Source organism: Pseudomonas sp. MD195_PC81_125, assembly GCF_014060985.1.
Lineage (GTDB): Bacteria > Pseudomonadota > Gammaproteobacteria > Pseudomonadales > Pseudomonadaceae > Aquipseudomonas > Aquipseudomonas parakoreensis.
The window spans coordinates 1-21,870 of sequence record NZ_JABULD010000348.1; the positions used below are offsets into that span (position 1 = coordinate 1).

A 21,870-nucleotide genomic window follows, 5' to 3' on the forward strand; every position below is an offset into this window, starting at 1 on the left:
CTCGCTCTCACAGACTATTCGGGTGCTCAAACGATTTATGAGCGACCCCGGAAACTGTGGGAGCGAGCCTGCTCGCGAAAGCTATATCAAGGCTGTATCAACGGAAGCGATCAACCTCGGAACGCAAGTCCGCCGCCAGCTTTTCAAGCTCTTTGGCGGTGACCGCGAGGTTGGAAACCACTTCACGCTGCTCGCTGTTGGCCAGCGCAATACTCTGCAGATTGCTGCTGAGCAACGTCGCCGTGCTGCTCTGCTCCTGCGTCGCCGTGGTAATCGCCGCAAACTGCTGCCCTGCCGAACGGCTCTGTTCATCGATCCGCGCCAGCGCCGAAGCCACATTGGCGTTGCGCGACAGGCCTTCCTGCATCAGCACATTGCCCTGCTCCATGGTGCTGATGGCGTTGCCGGTTTCCTGCTGGATGCTGTGGATCATCCCGGAAATTTCATCGGTCGCCTGACGGGTGCGCGACGCCAGGTTACGCACTTCATCAGCCACCACGGCAAAACCACGGCCCTGTTCACCGGCCCGCGCCGCTTCAATCGCCGCGTTGAGCGCAAGCAGGTTGGTCTGTTCGGCAATCGAAGTGATCACACTGACGATGCCGCCAATTTCCTGAGAGCGTTGACCCAGCGTGTTGATCACGGACGCCGTGGTGTTCAGCGCGCCAGCGATTTGCTCCAGCGAGGACGAAGCTTCTTCCATCGAGCTGCGACCGATCTGCGTTTGCTGGGCATTTTCCTGCGCCAGACGCTGAGTCGCGCCCATGTTGTCGGCAATGTTCAGCGAGGTGGCGCTGAACTCTTCCACCGCGCCGGCCATGCTGGTGATTTCACCCGATTGTTGTTCCATACCTTCGTACGCACCGCCGGACAAACCGGACAGCGCCTGGGCGCGGCTGTTGACCTCTTGCGAGGCGCGGCGGATGTGCTCGACCATGGTCGACAGCGCCTGGCTCATCTGGTTGAACGCGCGGGACAGCTGGCCGATCTCGTCATTGCTCGACACGTTCAGGCGCACGCTCAGATCACCGGCGCCCAAGGCTTCGGCCTGACGTACCAGATCGCTCAATGGCGCCAGTTTGCTGCGCAGCAGCCAGACCACCGAACCGACCGCCAACAACATCGCCAACAGACTGCCGATAGCCAGTTGCGTACCGACGCTCCAGGTCACCGCGCGGATCTCGGTTTTCGGCATGCTCGCCACCACCGACCACGGCCCGCCCTCGAACGGAACAGCAATGCTGTAAAAGTCTTCAGAGGTGTCGCTCCAGAACTCACCCTTGCCCGGTTTCGCCGCCAGCCCCTTGATCACCGGAACGGCCTGATCCAGCGCTTGCACGCCAGCGGGCGCCACCAGCCATTTATTCTGCTCATCCAGCAGCGCCAACGAACCAGTCTGGCCGATGCGGAAACGCTTGAGATTGGCAAACTGGGCGTTCTGCGCATCGGTGTAGTCAAAACCAACGAACAACACCGCAATCACCTTGCCGCTGCCGTCGCGCACCGGGGTGTATTGGGTCATGTAGGAACGATCGAACAACAAGGCACGGCCGACGTAGCCCTGCCCCGCCATCAACCTGGCATAGGCGGGGTGCGCATGATCGAGCAAAGTGCCGATGGCGCGCGTGCCGTCCTGTTTGGTCAGCGAGGTGCTGACGCGCACGAAATCTTCGCCGCTGCGCACGAACAGCGTGGCGACACCGGCGGTCATCTGCTTGAACTCGTCGACTTCCTTGAAGTTGTTATTCAGCACATCACTACCCAGGTGCAGGCCCGGGGTCTGGGTGCCGGCGACGTTCACCGGTTCATCCGGGTGAATGCTCAGGCCCGCGCTGAAGCGCTTCTCGAATAACCCGCTCAGGCGCTGGGTGCTCTCGCGCAGCGTGCCGTGGAAGGTGCTCAACTGGTCAGCCAGCAGCCGCGCCTCACTGGCGAGGTGTTCCTCACGGGTGGCGAGATTGGCGGAATCCAGCGAACGCAGGGCGAATACCGTACTGCCGCTGATGACGATCGCCAGTATCACAGCGAGCGCGAGGCCCAGCTGCGAAGCGATCCGAGCACGAGGTTGAGACATGAACAGCTCCTGGCCGAGCCACCGGATCCTCCTTGATCGCAGCACCTGCTCGGAAAATTCTAATAATGGGGGTGGAATCGTGGAGACCGGCACGACGGTCCCACATGCTCATTTTCGGCGGTTAAACCGAATACTTGAGTAAATAGCGGGGTTATGGCGCAAGGCCGGCATTGTGGCGGCTCTAACGTTTCAGCTCAAGCGCTTGACCTGCGGCAGCACCATGGCGCGCACTTCGCCTTGCAGAAAATCACTGAGACGGCGCAAACGTTCACCTCCCGGACGGGTTTTCGGCCATACCAGGTAGTAATTCAGGCCACTGGCGACGGCAGTCGGCCACGGCAGGCTCAATCTTCCTTGCGCGACGTCCTCGGCGACCATCAACAGATCCCCCATCGACACCCCCATAGCCTCGGGCGGCAGCGATCATGCCCAGTTCGAGGGTATCGAACACCTGCCCACCCTTGAGCGAGACCTGATCGGACAGCCCCATGTGCTCCAGCCAACTGCGCCAGTCACGCCGGTCCGGGGTCGGGTGCAGCAACTCGGTGGAGGCCAGCCGCGCCACGTCCCAGGGTTGATCGTTCAACAGGTTCGGCGCGCCGACCGGGATCAGTTCTTCGGGAAACAGCAGGCTGGCCTCCCAGTCCGGCGGGAAGTGCCCGTCACTGAGCAGTACCGCGCAATCGAATGGCTCATTGTTGAAATCCACCGAATCCACGTCCATCCACGCACTGGTCAATTGCACTTCGTTACCCGGTTGCAGATGGCGGAAACGACTGAGTCGCGCCAGCAGCCAGCGCATGGTCAGGGTCGATGGCGCTTTCATGCGCAGGATGTCGTCCTCGGCGCGCAAGGTGTTGCAGGCGCGCTCAAGGGCTGCAAAGCCCTCGCGAATGCCGGGCAACAACATCCGCGCCGATTCCGTCAGTTGCAGGTTGCGTCCGCTGCGGTGAAACAGCTTGCAGGCGAAATGCTCTTCCAGCGTCTTGATGTGCCGGCTGACGGCACTCTGGGTGATCGACAACTCCTCGGCCGCCCGGGTGAACGAGCTGTGCCGCGCCGCCGCTTCGAATGCGCGCAGGGCATACAAGGGTGGAAGACGACGGGACATACACAGAGCTCCTTTAGCGGCATCCGGTCAACCCGACGGGGTGTTCTCATGATGAGTTTTAATCATGCCACCCATCCTTTTTATCCTTTTGTGCAAACCCTGCCAAGCGCCGAGAATCGACGGTCTCGTGTTCCCTTTGATAAATGGGTGGTGATGACCATGCAGCATCCTGTGCGTACCGAACTCTGGGCCATCCTGCGGCTGGCGGGGCCGTTGATTGCTTCACAGTTGGCGCACATGCTGATGGTGCTGACCGACACGCTGATGATGGCGCGCCTTAGTCCCGAAGCGCTGGCCGGTGGCGGACTGGGCGCGGCAAGTTATTCGTTCGTGTCGATTTTCTGCATCGGCGTGATCGCAGCGGTCGGCACCCTGGTGGCGATCCGGCAGGGCGCCGGCGACATCATCGGCGCGGCCCGCCTGACTCAGGCCGGATTATGGCTGGCATGGCTGATGGCGCTGGGCGCCGGTCTGCTGCTGTGGAATCTGAAACCGGTGTTACTGCTGTTCGGCCAAACCGAAACCAATGTCCATGCCGCCGGGCAATTCCTCATCGCCCTGCCCTTTGCCCTGCCCGGCTATCTGAGCTTCATGGCCCTGCGCGGCTTTACCAGTGCGATCGGCCGGGCGACGCCGGTAATGGTCATCAGCCTGGGCGGCACTGTGGCCAACTTCCTGCTCAATTACGCGCTGATCACCGGCCTGTTCGGCCTGCCGAAACTGGGGCTGACCGGCATCGGCCTGGTCACGGCAATCGTTGCCAACTGCATGGCGCTGGCGCTGGCCTGGCACATCCGTCGGCACCCGGCCTACGACGCTTACCCGTTGCGCGCCGGCCTGTCGCGGCCAAATCGTCAGTATCTGAAAGAACTGTGGCGACTCGGCCTGCCGATTGGCGGCACCTATGCCGTGGAGGTCGGTTTGTTCGCCTTCGCCGCGCTGTGCATGGGCACCATGGGCAGCACGCAACTGGGCGCACACCAGATTGCCCTGCAAATCGTTTCGGTAGCGTTCATGGTACCGGCGGGGATGTCTTATGCGATCACCATGCGCGTCGGCCAGCACTACGGCGCCGGGCAACTGAGCGATGCACGCATGTCCGGCCGGGTCGGCATCGTCTTCGGCGCAGTGGTGATGCTGGGTTTCGCCATGGTGTTCTGGCTGTTGCCGAATCAACTGGTCGGGTTGTTCCTCGATCACCACGACCCGGCGTTTGCCGAGGTGATCCGCCTGGCGGTGAGCCTGCTGGCGGTGGCGGCATGGTTTGAGCTGTTCGATGGTACACAGACGATTGCCATGGGCTGTATCCGTGGACTCAAGGACGCTAAAACCACGTTTCTGGTCGGCCTCGGTTGCTATTGGCTGATCGGCGCGCCGGCGGCGTGGTGGATGGCGTTCCACCTGCATTGGGGACCGACGGGCGTCTGGTGGGGTCTGGCGCTGGGTCTGGCGTGTGCGGCGGTGAGCCTGACGCTGGCGTTTGAATGGAAGATGAAGCGGATGATCCGGCTGGAGCCTGTGTCACAGAGGTTTGAGGCCGTTCGCGCAGATTAGGATCAAAAGATCGCAGCCTTCGGCAGCTCCTACAGGGATTTGTGTAGGAGCTGCCGCAGGCTGCGATCTTTTAAACGGCCTCCACAGAAACCTGCTGGCTTGAGCCAAACGTCAGGTACTCAACCAACTCCGCCAACGGCAACGGCCGGCTGATCAGATATCCCTGCACCTGATCGCAGCCAAAGCCGCGCAACAATTCCAGCTGTTCCGGTGTTTCCACGCCTTCGGCCACCACTTCCAGATGCAAGTTGTGCGCGAGGTTGATCATTGCGTGCACCAGTTTGCGGTTCTCTTCGCGCTGCTCCATGCCGCCGACGAAGCTCTTGTCGATCTTCAGCAAGGTGATCGGCAGGCTGTTGAGGTGCACGAACGATGAGAACCCGGTGCCGAAGTCATCCAGCGAGAAGCGCACGCCGAGGCGGCCGAGGGCATCCATGGTCTGTTTGACCAGATCGCTGCGGCGCATCACGGCGGTTTCGGTGAGTTCGAATTCCAGCCACTGCGCCTCGACCCCACGCTCGGCAATCAGCCGACTGAGCGTCGGCAGCAACTGACTGTCCTGAAACTGACGGAATGACAGGTTGATTGCCATGTGCAGCGCAGGCAGCCCGCGCTCGCGCAGCGCCTGCATGTCACGCAGGGCGCGGGAAATCACCCAGTAACCCAGCGGCACGATCAAACCGCTTTGTTCAGCCAGCGGCACGAATTCGCTCGGCGGCAGCAGACCACGCTCGCCATGACGCCAGCGTACCAGCGCTTCGAGGCCGACGATTTGTCCGTCCGCCAGATTCAGCCGTGGCTGGTAGTGCAGCTCCAGCTCATCACGACGCAAGGCCCGGCGCAGTTCGCTTTCGAGGTCGGCCATGCTCCGCGCGTTGCGGTTGATGCGTTCGTTGAAGATATGGAACGTGCAGCCCTGGGTGCTCTTGGCCTGCTGCATGGCGATGTGCGCATGCCACATCAGCGGATCGGCGCCACCTTGTGCGCGGGCATGAGCGATGCCGAGGCTGGAGCCGATCAACAGGCTTTCGCCATCGACCCAATACGGCTCGGACAAGGCTTCGGTGATGCGTTCGGCCATCCACTCGGCGCGTTGTGGCGCACGGCGAGTGTCGATCAGCAAGGCAAATTCGTCGCTGCCCAGCCGCGCCAGTTGATCACCGGCCTCGAGCTGGCTTTTCAGCCGCGCAACGACCTGCAGGATCAGCCGGTCGCCGGCCTGATGGCCGAGGGCGTCGTTGGCGTGGCGGAAGTTGTCGAGATCGAGATGCCCGAGGGCCAGACCGCGACCGTCGTTTTCCGCCAGGCGCGCCGCGAGCAAGGTCTGGAAACCCTGGCGGTTGGCGATGCCGGTCAGCGGATCCTGTTCGGCGAGGCGTTGCAGGGTGTTTTCCAGCACGCCGCGCTCACGCACATGGCGCAAACAACGACGGAGCATGCCGGCGTCGAGGGCATCGAACACCAGCCAGTCGCTGACACCCACCGGCGCGGTGGCCGGCTCGTGATCCAGCAGCAACACCGTCGGCAGGCTGCAACGGCCCGGGGCCGGCTGCAACGCGGGAACGGTCAACAACACCGCGTGGCGATTGTCTTCGAACAGACTGCTAACCGACTCCCAGCTCGGCGCGCTGATCAGCACCGCCGCGCTCCCCATCGGAGCCAGACACTCGCGCAATAACGCTGTCCACGCTGGCTCTTCGGCCAGTAGCAGCAAACGCAAGGGTTCGACAGGCGTAGACAAGCTAGCTCCCTAGACTCTGCAATGATGTGGGCGGGGCATTATGCCGTTGCGATGTTCAATGACAACGATTATCAGAACGTTATTTTTGTGTCACGAATGAGAACATTAGCCGCAAAATCACCGTGTATCCTCCGCGAAAGTAACAAAACCGGCAAATTTGAATCGCGTGGTGCGTCACAAGTCGGAGAGAGCAGCACAAATCGCTGAGCCTGTTAAAATGCCGGCCCATTTCGTCAACGACTCCCGAATTTTCGTATGTCCCGACTCAATCCCCGGCAGCAAGAAGCCGTGAACTACGTCGGCGGCCCTCTATTGGTGCTCGCCGGCGCTGGCTCCGGCAAGACCAGCGTGATCACCCGCAAGATTGCGCACCTGATCCAGAACTGCGGCATCCGCGCCCAGTACATCGTCGCCATGACCTTTACCAACAAGGCTGCGCGCGAGATGAAGGAGCGGGTCGGCACCCTGCTGCGCGCCGGTGAAGGTCGCGGCCTGACGGTCTGCACCTTCCACAACCTGGGCCTGAACATCATCCGCAAGGAGCATGCGCGGCTGGGCTACAAACCCGGTTTCTCGATCTTCGACGAGACCGACGTCAAAGCCCTGATGACCGACATCATGCAGAAGGAATACGCAGGCGACGACGGCGTCGACGAGATCAAGAACATGATCGGCGCCTGGAAAAACGACCTGATCCTGCCGGCCCAGGCGCTGGAAAACGCGCGCAATCCCAAGGAACAGACCGCTGCCATCGTTTACACCCACTACCAGCGCACACTCAAAGCGTTCAATGCGGTGGACTTCGACGACCTGATCCTGCTGCCGGTAAAGCTCTTCGAAGAGCACGCCGACATTCTCGAAAAGTGGCAGAACAAGGTGCGTTACCTGCTGGTCGACGAATACCAGGACACCAACGCCAGCCAGTACCTGCTGGTGAAAATGCTCATCGGCAAGCGCAACCAGTTCACCGTGGTGGGCGACGACGACCAGTCGATCTACGCCTGGCGCGGCGCGCGGCCGGAAAACCTGATGCTGCTCAAGGACGACTATCCGTCGCTGAAAGTGGTGATGCTGGAGCAGAACTACCGCTCCACCAGCCGCATCCTGCGCTGCGCCAACGTGCTGATCTCGAACAACCCGCACGAATTCGAAAAGCAGCTGTGGAGTGAGATGGGCCACGGCGACGAGATCCGCGTGATCCGCTGCCGCAACGAGGACGCCGAAGCCGAGCGCGTGGCCATGGAAATCCTCAGCCTGCACTTGCGTACCGACCGCCCGTACAGCGATTTTGCGATTCTCTATCGCGGCAACTACCAGGCCAAGCTGATCGAACTGAAGTTGCAGCATCACCAAGTGCCGTATCGCCTGAGCGGCGGCAACAGTTTCTTCGGGCGTCAGGAAGTGAAGGACCTGATGGCCTACTTCCGCCTGATCGTGAACCCGGATGACGACAACGCCTTCCTGCGGGTGATCAACGTGCCGCGTCGGGAAATCGGCTCCACGACGCTGGAAAAACTCGGCAACTACGCCACCGAACGCAAGATCTCGATGTACGCCGCCACTGACGAAATCGGTCTGGGCGAGCATCTGGACAGCCGCTTCACCGATCGCCTGTCGCGCTTCAAACGCTTTATGGACAAGGTCCGTGAACAGTGCGCCGGCGAAGACCCGATCTCGGCCCTGCGCAGCATGGTCATGGACATCGACTACGAGAACTGGCTGCGTACCAACAGTTCCAGCGACAAGGCTGCGGACTACCGGATGAGCAACGTCTGGTTCCTGATCGAGGCCTTGAAGAACACCCTGGAAAAAGACGAAGACGGCGAGATGACCGTCGAAGACGCCATCGGCAAACTGGTCCTGCGCGACATGCTCGAGCGTCAGCAGGAAGAAGAGGACGGCGCCGAAGGCGTGCAGATGATGACCCTGCATGCGTCCAAGGGCCTGGAATTCCCTTACGTGTTCATCATGGGCATGGAAGAGGAAATCCTTCCGCACCGCTCCAGCATCGAAGCCGACACCATCGAAGAGGAACGCCGCCTGGCCTACGTGGGCATCACCCGCGCGCGTCAGACCCTGGCCTTCACCTTCGCTGCCAAACGCAAACAGTATGGCGAGATCATCGATTGCGCGCCCAGCCGCTTCCTCGATGAACTGCCGCCGGACGATCTGGCGTGGGAAGGCAACGACGACACACCGACCGAAGTCAAAGCCGTGCGGGGCAACAGCGCACTGGCTGATATACGCGCGATGTTAAAGCGCTAGAATTGACCACTTTTTACTAGACCTTCGGCGCACAAAGCGCCAAATGAGGACAGCTTCATGGAAGCATTGCACCAGAAAATCCGCGAACAAGGCATCGTGCTTTCCGACCAGGTCCTGAAGGTCGACGCCTTCCTGAACCACCAGATCGACCCGGCCCTGATGAAGCTTATTGGCGACGAATTCGCCACGCTGTTCAAGGATTCGGGCATCACCAAGATCGTCACCATCGAAGCCTCGGGCATTGCCCCGGCGATCATGACCGGTCTGAACCTCGGCGTGCCGGTGATCTTCGCCCGCAAGCAACAGTCCCTGACCCTGACCGAAAACCTGCTGTCGGCGACCGTTTACTCGTTCACCAAGAAGACCGAAAGCACCGTGGCCATCTCCCCGCGTCACCTGACCAGCAGCGACCGCGTGCTGATCATCGACGACTTCCTGGCCAACGGTAAGGCCTCGCAGGCGCTGATCTCGATCATCAAACAGGCTGGCGCCACGGTGGCCGGTCTGGGCATCGTGATCGAGAAGTCATTCCAGGGTGGGCGTGCCGAGCTGGACTCGCAGGGCTATCGCGTTGAATCGCTGGCTCGCGTGAAGTCGCTGAAGGATGGTGTCGTCACCTTCATCGAGTAACGGCTGAAAGACGCGAACACACCGCAATTCCTGTGGGAGCTGGCTTGCCAGCGATGGCGACCTATCCTTCAACATCCACGTTGACTGATACACCGCCATCGCGGGCAAGCCCGCTCCCACAGTTTTTTTGTCGTTTTTTTATTGCGCGGTGGCCTTCAGGCCGGTGAGCAGCAGGCGCTGGAACAGGTCTTCTTTCAGGCCTTCCGGGCTGGTCAGCTGCATCCGCTCCAGATGCTCGGGATACAACGCAGCCTCCGGCGCATCCAGCGCAGCCTTGCCCAGCTCCAATATCTCACTCAGCTTGAACTTACTTTTCAGCCAGTTCAGCGCTCGCAACAGATCGCGCTCGATCGCGGTGAAATCACAACCCAGCGGATACTCCGGAAACAGGTTCGGATGCTTTGCGGCGATGGCCTGCAAGCGTTGCGGGGTGTTGTCGGCAAATCGCGGATCGAGGCGGAAGTCCTTCGGCAGCTTGCCGACCTTTTGTGCCTGCTCGATCAACCCCGACTGGAAGCGTGAATCGCTGATATTGAGCAACGACTCGATCACCACCGCATCGGACTTGCCGCGCAGGTCGGCGATGCCGTACTCGGTGACCACGATGTCACGCAGGTGCCGTGGAATCGTGCAGTGGCCGTACTCCCAGACAATGTTCGAACTGACCTCGCCGCCGGACTCGCGCCAGCTGCGCAGGATCAGAATCGAGCGCGCATCGTGCAGCGCGTGGCCTTGGGCGACGAAGTTGTATTGCCCGCCAACCCCGCTGAGCACCCGCCCGTCTTCCAGTTGATCGGCCACACCCGCGCCCATCAGGGTCATGGTGAATACGGTGTTGATGAACCGGGCATCGAGGCGCTGCAAGCGCTTGAGCTCTTCCTGACCGTACAGCTCGTTGATGTAGCTGATGCGGGTCATGTTGAATTCGAGGCGCTTGCTCTGCGGCAGCTCGCGCAGACGCTCGTAGAAACTGCGCGGGCCGAGGAAGAAGCCACCGTGCACCGAGATGCCATCGGTCTGCGCCGCTTCATCGAGGGTGCCGGCGTTGGCCTGCTCCTGAGTCTGCATGTCGGGGTAGACTTTGCGCCGGATGATCCCGGCATCGGCCAGCACCAGCAAACCATTGACGAACATCTCACTGCAGCCATACAGGCCTTTGGCGAATGGCGTGGTGCCGCCCTCGCGTTCGATCAACTGCGCCCACTGGCTGAGATTGATGTCATTGAGCAGGGCCTGATAACCGGCGTTGTCCGCCTGCCGTGCCAGCAGTGCGGCGGTCAGCGCATCGCCCATCGAGCCGATGCCGATCTGCAAGGTGCCGCCGTCGCGCACCAGCGTGCTGGCGTGCAAACCGATGAAATGATCCTGAAAGCCCACCGGCATGTTCGGCGTGGAAAACAGCGTGCTGCTGTCCTTCGCGTCGATCAGCAGGTCGAAGGTGTCGATATCGACTTCGGCATCGCCGGGCATGTACGGCAGGTCGGTGTGCACCTGACCCACCAGCAGAATGGTCTCCCCGGCATCGCGGCGCTTGGCGATCATCGGCAGCAGGTCGAGGGTGATGTCCGGGTTGCAGCTCAGGCTCAACCGATCAGGATGTTCGCTGCTGCTGGCAAGTAACTGCGCCACCAGATTGAGGCCGGCGGCATTGATGTCGCGGGCGGCGTGGCTGTAGTTGCTGCTGACGTAATCCTGCTGGGCCGGCGCGCTGTTGAGCAGGCTGCCGGGCTGCATGAAGAACTGTTCGATACGGATGTTGGCGGGCAGGCTGTCGCGGCGCAGGTCGGCGAGGAAATCGAATTCGGGGTAATCACCGAATACACGCTCGACGAAGGGTTCGATGAAGCGCTTCTGCAGACCGTCGCCCAGCGTCGGCCGCCCCAGGCACAGCGCGGTGTACATCGTCAGTTGCCGTTCGGGCAGGCCCTTGATGCGCCGGTACAGCGCGTTGACGAAGTGATTGGGCTTGCCCAGCCCCAGCGGCATGCCCATGTGGATATGCGCCGGCAAGCGTGCGAGCACCTCGTCCACTGCCTGTTCGATCGAACACAACTGCACCATCTGTAGCCTCCTGCCCGTTCCGTGAATAGAGGTAGACCGAGCTTGCCTCGACTTTGCTGCAAAGGACAGCCCAGGTCGCGAATCGCAGGCACAAAAAAACCGTCCGAAGACGGTTTTTTTTCGTCAGAAGCGCGGCTTATTTCAGGCCGGACATCTTCTGGATCGCGCCTTTCAACTCGTCATCCGAGCAATCGGCGCAAGTGCCTTTCGGCGGCATGGAGTTGATGCCGGTGATGGCTTTGGCCAGGATGCCGTCGAGGCCGCCCTGATGATCGGCGCGGTCTTTCCAGGCGGCGGTGTCACCGATTTTCGGGGCGCCCAACAAACCAGTGCCGTGGCAAGCGTTGCAATGTTTTGCAATCACTTCATCCGGGGTCTTCGCACCACCGCCGCCGCCCGCAGAGGCAGCGACTTCCATTCCTTTGCATTCCTGCCCCTGAACGCACACCTGGCCCACTGGCTCGAGGCGCTTGGCAATGTCGTCATTCGTCGCAGCTTGAGCGCTGACAGCCCAGAGGGCCAGTACGGTTGCTGGTGCGGCCAGCATTTTCATAATTAGGTTCACGCGTTCACCCTCAATGGTGGCTATTCACGCCTGCGGCCACGGTTCGCAGGCGGGCGCAAGTATAGCGGGTAGCCCGCCACACTGAAACAACCCCATAGTCGAAGGGGTTATACCGCGCAGTGGAAAAACTCTTCGGATGCCTTCGCCGTCATGGCCTGGCGCCTCTGTGTTTAAAAATTCGCCGGCGTGGCTGCGCTGATTAGTCGCGCAGGCGCGTCGAACGGATTACGGAAACGGTGCGGCTTGGTACTTTCAAAATAGTAGCTGTCGCCGGCTTCGAGAATAAAAGTTTCCAGCCCCACCACCAGTTCCAGACGACCTTCCACCAGAATCCCGGTTTCCTCGCCTTCATGGGTGAGCATTTCTTCGCCGGTATCGGCGCCGGGCGGGTAGATTTCGTTGAGGAATGCGATGGCCCGGCTCGGGTGCGCGCGGCCGACCAGCTTCATGGTCACCGCGCCGTCGGAGATGTCGATCAGCTCGTTGGCCTTGTAGACGATCTGGGTCGGGACTTCCTGCAGGATTTCTTCGGAAAAGAACTCGACCATGGACATGGGAATCCCGCCCAGTACCTTCCTCAGCGAACTGATCGAAGGGCTGACGCTGTTCTTTTCGATCATCGAAATGGTGCTGTTGGTGACGCCCGCGCGTTTGGCGAGTTCACGCTGGGAAAGCCCTTTGAGCTTGCGGATCGATTGCAGTCGTTCACCGACGTCCAAGGCGGGAGCCTCCTGATGTTGTAAGAATATTGAGCGTTATCATGGCGACAGCGTTCAGTATTTACAACACTTGGCCCCCGCAGCGGCGTCAACCCTCGGAATAGAGCCTTGGCACCCGACGCAGGTTGCAGAAGATCTGATACGGAATGGTGTCCGCCCACTGCGCCACTTCGCTGGCGAGAATGTTTTTGCCCCACAGCTCGACGGTCGAACCGAGGTCGGCTTCCGGCACCTCAGTGAGGTCGATGCACAGCATGTCCATCGACACACGGCCAAGAATCCGGCTGCGTTTACCGGCCACCAGCACTGGCGTGCCGGTCGGTGCCTGACGCGGGTAGCCGTCGGCATACCCCATGGCCACCACGCCGATGCGCATCGGCTTGTCGGTAATGAATTTGGCGCCGTAGCCGATCGGCTCGCCGGCGGGCAATTCACGCACGCAGATGACTTTCGATTCGAGGGTCATCACCGGTTGCAGGCGCTCGGCCACGGCGTTGGCTTCTTCGAACGGGGTGGCGCCATAGAGCATGATGCCCGGGCGTACCCAGTCGCTGGGGATCTGCGGCCAACCGAGCACCGCCGGCGAGTTGCGCAGGCTGACTTCGGCCGTCAGGCCCTGACGCGCCGCTTCGAACACCGCGACCTGATCGGCGCTGCTCTGCTCGTGCAACTCATCGGCGCGGGCGAAGTGGCTCATCAGCACGATCTTCGCCACTTTGCCGCTGGCCAGCAGGCGCTGATAGGCCGCCGCGTAATCCTTCGGATGCAGACCCACACGGTGCATCCCGGAATCGAGCTTCAACCACACGGTGATCGGTTTGCTCAATGCCGCCTGCTCGATGGCTTCGAGCTGCCACAACGAATGCACCACGCACCAGAAATCATGCTCGACGATCAGCGCCAGTTCATCGGCTTCGAAAATGCCTTCGAGCAACAGCACCGGGGCCTTGATGCCCGCCGCGCGCAGCTCCAGTGCTTCTTCGATGCAGGCGACGGCGAACCCGTCGGCCTCGGCTTCCAGCGCCTGGGCGCAACGCACCGCGCCGTGCCCGTAGGCATCAGCCTTGATCACCGCCAGCGCCTTGGCGCCAGTGACTTCGCGGGCAATTCGGTAGTTGTGGCGCAGGGCTTCTAGGTCGATCAGGGCACGGGCAGGACGCATGGCGGCAGACTTCTAGGCGGTCATGGGAATAAAAACCGGCGCTGGCTGACGGCGTGAACCGCCAACAGCGCCGGGAGAGGGATCTTTGAAACGGTTACGGCAACGCGGCGACGATGGAAATCTCGACCAGGATGCTCGGCTTGGCCATCTTCGCTTCGACGGTGGCGCGGGCCGGGGCGGCGCCTTTGGGCAGCCACTGATCCCACACCGAGTTCATCCCGGCAAAGTGCGCCTCGATGTCGTTCAGGTAGATCGTCGCCGACAGCAGATGCTGCTTGTCAGTCCCTGCCAGATCCAGCAAACGCTCGATGTTGGCGAGCACGTCGCGGGTCTGCTGTTCGACCCCGGCGTTGAAGTCATCGCCGACCTGACCGGCCAGATACACGGTGCCGTTATGGGTAACGATCTGACTCATGCGCTCATTGGTGAGCTGGCGCTGGATTGCCATGTTTTGCGGACTCCTGAGGCTTGTTGCCGTAACGGGAAATATCGAGGCCTTCGGCGCTGATCTGCGGCTTTTTTCTTCGCCATCAGATCGGCCAGCAAACGACCGGAACCACACGCCATGGTCCAACCCAGGGTGCCGTGACCGGTGTTGAGGAACAGGTTCTTGAACGGTGTGGCACCCACGATTGGTGTACCGTCCGGCGTGGTCGGACGCAAACCGGTCCAGAAGCTCGCCTCGGCCAGATTGCCGCCCTGAGGATAAAGGTCGTTGACGATCATCTCCAGGGTTTCGCGCCGACGCGGGTTGAGCGACAGGTCAAAACCGGCGATTTCCGCCATGCCGCCGACGCGGATGCGGTTGTCGAAACGGGTGATCGCGACCTTGTAGGTCTCGTCGAGAATGGTCGAAGTCGGGGCCATGTCCGGGTTGGTGATCGGCACGGTCAGCGAGTAGCCCTTGAGCGGATACACCGGGGCCTTGATGCCCAGCGGCTTGAGCAACTGCGGCGAGTAGCTGCCGAGGGCCAGCACATAGCGGTCGGCGGTTTCCAGCTTGCCGTCGATCCACACGCCATTGATGCGGTCGCCGGCGTAGTCGAGGCGCTGGATATCCTGGCCGAAGCGGAATTCCACACCGAGTTTCACGGCCATTTCCGCCAGGCGCGTGGTGAACATCTGGCAGTCGCCCGTCTGGTCGTTCGGCAGACGCAAGGCGCCGGCGAGGATATCGGTGACATTGGCCAGCGCCGGCTCGACGCGGGCAATGCCGGCGCGGTCGAGGACTTCAAACGGCACGCCGGATTCTTTCAAAACGGCGATGTCTTTGGCGGCGCCATCCAGCTGCGCCTGGGTGCGGAACAGTTGCGTGGTGCCCAGGCTGCGGCCTTCGTAGGCGATGCCGGTTTCGGCGCGCAGTTCGTCGAGGCAGTCGCGGCTGTACTCGGACAGACGCACCATGCGCTCCTTGTTCACCGCGTAACGGCTGGCAGTGCAGTTGCGCAGCATCTGCGCCATCCACAGGTACTGGTCAATGTCAGCGGTGGCCTTGATCGCCAGCGGCGCGTGGCGCTGCAGCAGCCATTTGATGGCCTTGAGCGGCACGCCCGGCGCGGCCCACGGCGAGGCATAACCCGGCGACACCTGGCCGGCGTTGGCGAAACTGGTCTCCATGGCCACGGCTGGCTGCCGGTCGACCACCACCACTTCAAACCCGGCACGGGCCAGATAGTAAGCACTGGCGGTACCGATGACGCCGCTACCCAAGACCATTACGCGCATTTTTGTATCCCTCATCGCGGCAGGGCCGCGTACGTCTGTTGTTAGAGCAATGATGCGCGCAGTGTAAAAAAGAATGGCCAGTGCATTTCACTATATAAGCGCCTATATTTGGCGACAATTCTCGGCAAAAACCCTTTTCACGGAGGCGCATCCCCTATGCGTACCAACACTCAGACCAAACGTGAGCTGGACAAGATCGACCGCAACATCTTGCGGATCCTGCAGGCAGACGGGCGGATATCGTTTACCGAACTCGGGGAGAAGGTCGGTTTGTCCACCACGCCGTGCACTGAGCGGGTGCGACGGCTGGAGCGTGAGGGAATCATCATGGGCTACAACGCCCGCCTGAATCCGCAGCACTTGAAAGGTAGCCTGCTGGTGTTCGTCGAGATCAGCCTCGACTACAAATCCGGCGACACGTTCGAAGAGTTCCGCCGCGCGGTGCTGAAGCTGCCGCACGTGCTGGAATGCCACCTGGTGTCAGGGGATTTCGACTATCTGGTGAAGGCGCGGATTTCCGAGATGGCTTCGTACCGCAAACTGCTGGGCGACATTCTGTTGAAGCTGCCGCATGTGCGTGAGTCCAAAAGCTATATCGTGATGGAAGAGGTGAAGGAGAGCCTGAGCCTGCCGATTCCGGACTGAGATTTGTGCTGCCTGATCCGGCCCCATCGCTGGCAAGCCAGCTCCCACAGGTTCAGTGGTCAACAGATATTCTGCGAACGACAACGATCACTGTGGGAGCTGGCTTGCCAGCGATTGGGTCGACTCAGTTCCAGCAATTGCGCTAAACCAGCACCTGCCGGTTCGAAGCCATGTACTCGAAGATCTGCTTTTCCACCCGTGGATGAATCAGCTCCACCGGCCCCCGCCCGTTCGGGCACGGCAGGGTTTTGGTGGTACCGAACAAGCGACAAATCAACGGCCGCTCGCCATACACCGTGCAACCATTGGGGCCCAGGTGCACACAGTTCAACTCTTCCATCGCCGCATCCTGTTCGGCGCGGGTCTTGCGCGGCAGACGTGACATTTCTTCCGGGGAAGTGGTCACCGGTCCACAGCAGTCATGGCAGCCCGGCACGCAGTCGAACGTGGGGATCTGCTGACGCAGGTCGCGAAGGGTTTGGCGATTGCAACTCATCGAAACGGTAACCCACATGAAATAGGCGGCAATTGTGCCGCAAAAGCCGTGATCCAGACAGCAACGGCCGACCAGTGTTGCCGGTCTTCGGCGGCGCGGCTTATGCTCCGTCAAATTTTCTCGACACTCAGCCGTTGGATGATGCCCATGAATGCCCGCGCCCGAACCTTCGCGAGCCAACCCCACGTTGCCTCTTACTACGCCGCCAGCAGCCTGCCGCAGCCTGACCATCCGGCGCTGCAAGGCGAGCTGAAGGCGGACGTGTGCGTGGTCGGCGGCGGCTTCTCCGGGCTGAACACCGCGCTGGAGCTGGCCGAACGCGGCCTCAGCGTGGTGCTGCTGGAAGCGCACCGGATCGGCTGGGGCGCCAGTGGCCGCAACGGCGGACAGTTGATTCGCGGGGTCGGCCACGGTCTCGAACAGTTCAGCAACGTCATCGGCGCTGACGGTGTACGCCAGATGAAACTGATGGGCCTGGAAGCAGTTGAAATCGTCCGCCAGCGCGTCGAGCGCTTTCAGATCCCTTGCGATCTGACCTGGGGCTATTGCGACCTCGCCAACAAACCGGCCGATCTCGAAGGCTTTGCCGAAGACGCCGAAGAACTGCGCAGCCTCGGCTATCGCTACCAAACCCGCCTGCTGCAAGCGGATGAAATGCACACCGTGGTCGGCTCCAAACGCTATGTCGGCGGCTTGATCGACATGGGCTCCGGGCATTTGCACCCGCTGAACCTGGCGCTGGGCGAAGCCGCTGCCGCACAGCAATTGGGTGTGAAGCTGTTCGAGCAATCGGCGGTGACGCGGATCGATTACGGCACCGAGGTTCGCGTCCACACCGCTCAAGGTTCAGTGCGGGCGAAAACCCTGGTGCTGGGCTGCAACGCTTACCTCAACGACCTCAATCCGCAACTCAGCGGCAAAGTGCTCCCGGCCGGCAGCTACATCATCGCCACCGAACCGTTGAGCGAAACCCAGGCGCACAGCCTGCTGCCGCAAAACATGGCGGTCTGCGACCAGCGGGTGGCGCTGGATTACTACCGGCTCTCGGCGGATCGGCGCCTGCTGTTCGGCGGTGCCTGCCATTATTCCGGGCGTGATCCGAAGGACATCGGCGCCTACATGCAACCGAAGATGCTCGAAGTGTTTCCACAACTGGCAGGCGTGAAGATCGACTATCAATGGGGCGGGATGATCGGCATCGGTGCCAACCGGCTGCCGCAGATTGGCCGACTCAAAGACCAGCCGAACGTGTATTACGCCCAAGCCTATTCCGGGCACGGGGTTAATGCCACGCACTTGGCCGGCAAGCTGCTGGCCGAGGCGATCAGCGGGCAGCACAGCGGCGGCTTTGAACTGTTTGCCAAGGTGCCGCACATCACTTTCCCCGGCGGCAAGCATTTGCGTTCGCCGTTGCTGGCGTTGGGGATGTTGTGGCATCGGCTCAAAGAGTTGGTCTGAAAGCCGCTGCCCCTGTAGGAGCTGCCGCAGGCTGCGATCTTCTGCTCTTCAAAAATAAAAGTCAAAAGATCGCACCTGCGGCAGCTCCTACAGGGGAATGCATTCCAAATCAGGTTACAGCCGCCAGAACGGCTTCAACCCCTCCTCCTGCGCCTGCTCCCGGGTCAGCCCAATATCTTTGAGCTGCTCCGGCGTCAGGTTCAAAAGCGCCTTGCGCGTGTGCAGACGATGCCAGAACAGGCCCCAGCGACTCAGGCCGGACGGCGCGTTGCGCATGGCGCTATTCCATGCGCTGTCCTCCTGCCCTGCCGCCAGTTCCTGACTGTGTAACGTCAGCCGCACATCGCTCAAGCCGTTCATTTTTGTCGCTCCTGTTTACTTGGGTAGCCAGAGATTCCATGATGCGCGGGTCGGCAAAAGCATTACAGATTCAACCCATCTGTATTAACTCCATACAGATTTGCCATTCCTGAGACTGAATTACCGATTTTTGCTGCATCTGTACTGGTTTAACGAATCACCTGCATCGAGGCAGTGCCATGACCCTGTATGTGAACCTCGCCGAGCTGCTCGGCACCCGCATCGAACAAGGCTTCTACCGTCCCGGTGATCGCCTGCCTTCGGTGCGCGCCCTGAGCGTAGAACACGGGGTCAGCCTGAGCACCGTGCAGCAGGCCTATCGCATGCTTGAAGACAGCGGCCTGGCAACGCCGAAACCCAAGTCAGGCTACTTTGTGCCGGTCGGTCGCGAGCTGCCGGAGCTGCCTGCCGTCGGCCGTCCGGCGCAGCGGCCGGTGGAGATTTCGCAGTGGGATCAAGTGCTGGAGCTGATTCGCGCGGTACCGCGCAAGGACGTGGTTCAACTGGGTCGCGGCATGCCCGACGTGACCACGCCCACCCTGAAACCACTGCTGCGCGGGCTGGCGCGGATCAGCCGCCGGCAGGACATGCCCGGGCTGTATTACGACAACATCCACGGCACCCTCGAACTGCGCGAACAGATCGCCCGACTGATGCTCGATTCCGGCTGCCAGTTGAGCGCCAGCGATCTGGTGATCACCACCGGTTGCCACGAAGCGCTGTCCACCAGCATCCACGCGATCTGCGAGCCGGGCGATATCGTCGCGGTGGATTCGCCGAGCTTCCACGGCGCCATGCAGACCCTCAAAGGGCTGGGCATGAAAGCCCTGGAAATCCCCACCGATCCATTGACCGGCATCAGCCTCGAAGCGCTGGAACTGGCGCTGGAGCAGTGGCCGATCAAGGTCATCCAGATCACCCCCAACTGCAACAACCCGCTGGGCTACATCATGCCGGAGTCGCGCAAACGCGCGTTGTTGACGCTGGCGCAGCGTTTCGATGTGGCGATCATCGAGGACGACGTGTATGGCGAACTGGCTTACACCTACCCGCGACCGCGCACGATCAAATCCTTCGACGAGGATGGTCGCGTGCTGCTGTGCAGTTCGTTTTCCAAGACTCTGGCGCCGGGGCTGCGCATCGGTTGGGTCGCGCCGGGACGGTATCTGGAACGGGTGCTGCACATGAAATACATCAGCACCGGTTCCACCGCGCCGCAGCCGCAGATTGCCATCGCAGAATTTCTCAAGTCCGGGCACTTCGAACCGCATTTGCGGCGGATGCGCACGCAATACCAGCGTAATCGCGACATCATGATCGACTGGGTCACTCGCTATTTTCCGCCCGGCACCCGCGCCAGCCGTCCACAGGGCAGCTTCATGCTCTGGGTCGAATTGCCGGAGGGTTTCGATACGCTGAAACTCAATCGTGCGTTGCATGACCAAGGCGTACAGATCGCCGTGGGCAGCATCTTTTCCGCCTCGGGCAAGTACCGCAATTGCCTGCGAATGAACTACGCTGCCAAACCGACACCGCAGATCGAAGAAGCGGTGCGCAAGGTCGGCGCAGCGGCGATCAAACTACTGGCCGAAGCCGACTGACCTTTTTCGAGTGATCAGCGTCCATATGCCGACCTTTGCAGCCGACCGGAACGTTCCTACGTGAGCTTCAGACAGCCCCTACTCGCTTTGCTGATGTTCGCCTCGCTCCTGAGCGGCTGCGCCAGCTTTGATGTACCCCGTGAGCCGAGCCAGGCCTTGCCTGCGTCGAAGTCCAGCTTCGGCCGCTCGATCCAGGCCCAGGCCGCGCCCTATCAGGGCCGTTCCGGCTTCCGCTTGCTGTCCAACAGCACTGAAGCGTTCACCGCGCGCGCCGAGCTGATCCGCAATGCGCAAACCAGCCTCGACTTGCAGTACTACATCGTTCACGACGGTGTCAGCACGCGGATGCTGGTGGAAGAACTGCTCAAGGCTGCCGACCGCGGCGTGCGCGTACGCATCCTGCTCGATGACACCACCAGCGACGGTCTGGACACGATCATCGCCACGCTGGCGGCGCACCCACAAATCCAGATTCGCCTGTTCAACCCGCTGCACCTGGGTCGCAGCACCGGCGTGACCCGCGCAGCCGGACGCCTGTTCAACCTGTCGCTGCAACACCGGCGCATGCACAACAAACTGTTTCTGGCCGACAACAGCGTGGCCATCGTCGGCGGGCGCAATCTGGGCGACGAGTACTTCGATGCCGAGCCGAACCTGAATTTCACCGACATCGACATGCTCAGCGTGGGCCCGGTGGCCGAACAGCTCGGGCACAGTTTTGACCAGTACTGGAACAGCGCGCTGAGCAAGCCGATCGACGAATTCCTCTCCAGCAAACCGAGCATCAAAGACCTGCAAAACACCCGCACGCGCCTGGAAGAATCGCTGGATGAAACCCGCAAACAGAACCACGCGCTGTATCAACAGTTGATGACGTTCAAGACCGCGCCACGCATGGATATCTGGCGCAAGGAACTGATCTGGGCCTGGAACCAGGCACTGTGGGACGCGCCAAGCAAGGTGCTAGCCAAGGACGAGCCGGATCCGCAACTGCTGCTGACCACGCAACTGGCGCCGGAACTGCGCGGCGTCAGCAAAGAGTTGATCATGATTTCGGCGTACTTCGTGCCCGGCCAGCCGGGGCTGGTGTACCTGACCGGACGCGCCGACGCCGGGGTCTCGGTGAGCCTGCTGACCAATTCGCTGCAAGCCACCGATGTGCCGGCGGTGCACGGAGGTTATGCGCCGTATCGCAAGGCGTTGCTGGAACACGGTGTGAAACTGTATGAACTGCGCCGTCAGCCCGGGGACAACTATGGCAGCGGTCCGCATTTGTTTTACAGCAAGTCGTTCCGCGGCTCGGACTCCAGCCTGCACAGCAAGGCGATGATTTTCGATCGACAGAAAGCGTTCATCGGCTCGTTCAACTTCGATCCGCGCTCAGTGTTGTGGAACACCGAAGTCGGGGTGCTGGTGGACAGCCCGGAGCTGGCCGGACACGTGCGCGAACTGGCGCTGCAAGGCATGGCGCCAGCCCTGAGTTATCAGGCGAAATTGCAGGATGGGAAGATTGTCTGGGTGACCGAGGACAACGGTCAGATGCACACGCTGACCCAGGAACCCGGGAGCTGGTGGCGGCGCTTCAATGCGTGGTTCAGCACCACGGTGGGCCTGGAACGGATGCTTTAAAAAGCAAAAGATCGCAGCCTGCGGCAGCTCCTGGAGTGGAGGAATGCGATTTCCCTGCAGGGGGCTGCCGCAGG

At 61.3% G+C, this 21,870-nt stretch carries 16 protein-coding genes and 2 pseudogenes; 7 read left to right on the forward strand and 11 right to left on the reverse strand.

What is annotated here, in order from left to right; translation table 11 throughout:
* Positions 1-97 precede the first annotated feature (97 nt).
* A complete protein-coding gene (locus HT737_RS14425) occupies positions 98-2,074 on the reverse strand; it encodes a methyl-accepting chemotaxis protein (RefSeq protein ID WP_182403001.1) in 1,977 nt (658 codons plus the stop codon).
* Between the two features lie 189 nt (positions 2,075-2,263).
* Positions 2,264-3,185, reverse strand: a pseudogene (locus HT737_RS14430) (LysR substrate-binding domain-containing protein).
* Positions 3,186-3,338: 153 nt separating this feature from the next.
* Between HT737_RS14430 and HT737_RS14435 the strand changes: the two are divergent.
* Entirely contained in the window at positions 3,339-4,739 is a 1,401-nt protein-coding gene (locus HT737_RS14435; protein WP_182403003.1) for a NorM family multidrug efflux MATE transporter, read from the forward strand.
* Between the two features lie 70 nt (positions 4,740-4,809).
* Here HT737_RS14435 and HT737_RS14440 read toward each other — a convergent pair whose 3' ends face one another.
* A complete protein-coding gene (locus HT737_RS14440) occupies positions 4,810-6,480 on the reverse strand; it encodes a bifunctional diguanylate cyclase/phosphodiesterase (protein ID WP_182403005.1) in 1,671 nt (556 codons plus the stop codon).
* 255 nt (positions 6,481-6,735) lie between these two features.
* Here HT737_RS14440 and rep point away from each other — a divergent pair, with 255 nt between their 5' ends.
* Together rep and HT737_RS14450 are read left to right on the forward strand one after the other, a co-directional pair.
* Positions 6,736-8,745, forward strand: a complete 2,010-nt coding sequence (rep, locus tag HT737_RS14445) for a DNA helicase Rep (RefSeq protein ID WP_027610430.1) — start codon at positions 6,736-6,738, stop codon at positions 8,743-8,745.
* Positions 8,746-8,802: 57 nt separating this feature from the next.
* On the forward strand, positions 8,803-9,375 hold the full coding sequence (locus HT737_RS14450) for a xanthine phosphoribosyltransferase (protein ID WP_003229440.1): 573 nt from the start codon (positions 8,803-8,805) through the stop codon (positions 9,373-9,375).
* Between the two features lie 138 nt (positions 9,376-9,513).
* On the opposite strand, the gene HT737_RS14455 is transcribed toward HT737_RS14450, so the two are convergent.
* From HT737_RS14455 to dadA, 6 genes and pseudogenes are all read right to left on the reverse strand, one after another.
* Entirely contained in the window at positions 9,514-11,436 is a 1,923-nt protein-coding gene (locus HT737_RS14455) for an acetyl-CoA hydrolase/transferase family protein (RefSeq protein ID WP_182403007.1), read from the reverse strand.
* A gap of 136 nt (positions 11,437-11,572) precedes the next feature.
* The gene (locus HT737_RS14460; protein ID WP_041071964.1) at positions 11,573-11,989 is read right to left on the reverse strand and encodes a cytochrome c5 family protein; all 417 of its coding nucleotides are present in this window, start codon (positions 11,987-11,989) and stop codon (positions 11,573-11,575) included.
* Positions 11,990-12,171: 182 nt separating this feature from the next.
* Complete coding sequence (locus HT737_RS14465) at positions 12,172-12,720, reverse strand: cupin domain-containing protein (RefSeq protein WP_007920393.1); 549 nt, start codon at positions 12,718-12,720, stop codon at positions 12,172-12,174.
* An 88-nt stretch (positions 12,721-12,808) separates the two neighbouring features.
* Positions 12,809-13,882 carry an alanine racemase gene (gene alr / locus HT737_RS14470; RefSeq protein WP_131670733.1) on the reverse strand — a complete coding sequence of 358 codons (1,074 nt, stop codon included), beginning with the start codon at positions 13,880-13,882 and terminating at the stop codon, positions 12,809-12,811.
* A 94-nt stretch (positions 13,883-13,976) separates the two neighbouring features.
* Entirely contained in the window at positions 13,977-14,330 is a 354-nt protein-coding gene (locus HT737_RS14475; protein WP_041071962.1) for a RidA family protein, read from the reverse strand.
* Positions 14,302-15,607, reverse strand: a pseudogene (gene dadA, locus HT737_RS14480) (D-amino acid dehydrogenase). The gene HT737_RS14475 and the pseudogene dadA overlap by 29 nt, the downstream one beginning before the upstream one ends.
* A gap of 156 nt (positions 15,608-15,763) precedes the next feature.
* Between dadA and HT737_RS14485 the strand changes: the two are divergent.
* On the forward strand, positions 15,764-16,252 hold the full coding sequence (locus HT737_RS14485; protein ID WP_003177284.1) for an Lrp/AsnC ligand binding domain-containing protein: 489 nt from the start codon (positions 15,764-15,766) through the stop codon (positions 16,250-16,252).
* Positions 16,253-16,394: 142 nt separating this feature from the next.
* Here the strand turns inward: HT737_RS14485 and HT737_RS14490 are convergent, their stop codons facing one another.
* A complete protein-coding gene (locus tag HT737_RS14490) occupies positions 16,395-16,748 on the reverse strand; it encodes a YkgJ family cysteine cluster protein (RefSeq protein WP_041072178.1) in 354 nt (117 codons plus the stop codon).
* A 147-nt stretch (positions 16,749-16,895) separates the two neighbouring features.
* On the opposite strand from HT737_RS14490, the gene HT737_RS14495 reads away from it, so the two are divergent.
* Positions 16,896-18,206 (forward strand): FAD-binding oxidoreductase, encoded by a 1,311-nt coding sequence (locus HT737_RS14495; RefSeq protein ID WP_182403009.1) that lies wholly within the window; start codon positions 16,896-16,898, stop codon positions 18,204-18,206.
* A gap of 114 nt (positions 18,207-18,320) precedes the next feature.
* Here HT737_RS14495 and HT737_RS14500 read toward each other — a convergent pair whose 3' ends face one another.
* Positions 18,321-18,566, reverse strand: a complete 246-nt coding sequence (locus tag HT737_RS14500) for a DUF1127 domain-containing protein (protein ID WP_131670735.1) — start codon at positions 18,564-18,566, stop codon at positions 18,321-18,323.
* 179 nt (positions 18,567-18,745) lie between these two features.
* Between HT737_RS14500 and HT737_RS14505 the strand changes: the two genes are divergently transcribed.
* The gene (locus HT737_RS14505) at positions 18,746-20,167 is read left to right on the forward strand and encodes a PLP-dependent aminotransferase family protein (protein WP_047297271.1); all 1,422 of its coding nucleotides are present in this window, start codon (positions 18,746-18,748) and stop codon (positions 20,165-20,167) included.
* Between the two features lie 60 nt (positions 20,168-20,227).
* Positions 20,228-21,796 (forward strand): phospholipase D family protein, encoded by a 1,569-nt coding sequence (locus HT737_RS14510; RefSeq protein ID WP_182403011.1) that lies wholly within the window; start codon positions 20,228-20,230, stop codon positions 21,794-21,796.
* Positions 21,797-21,870: the final 74 nt, after the last annotated feature.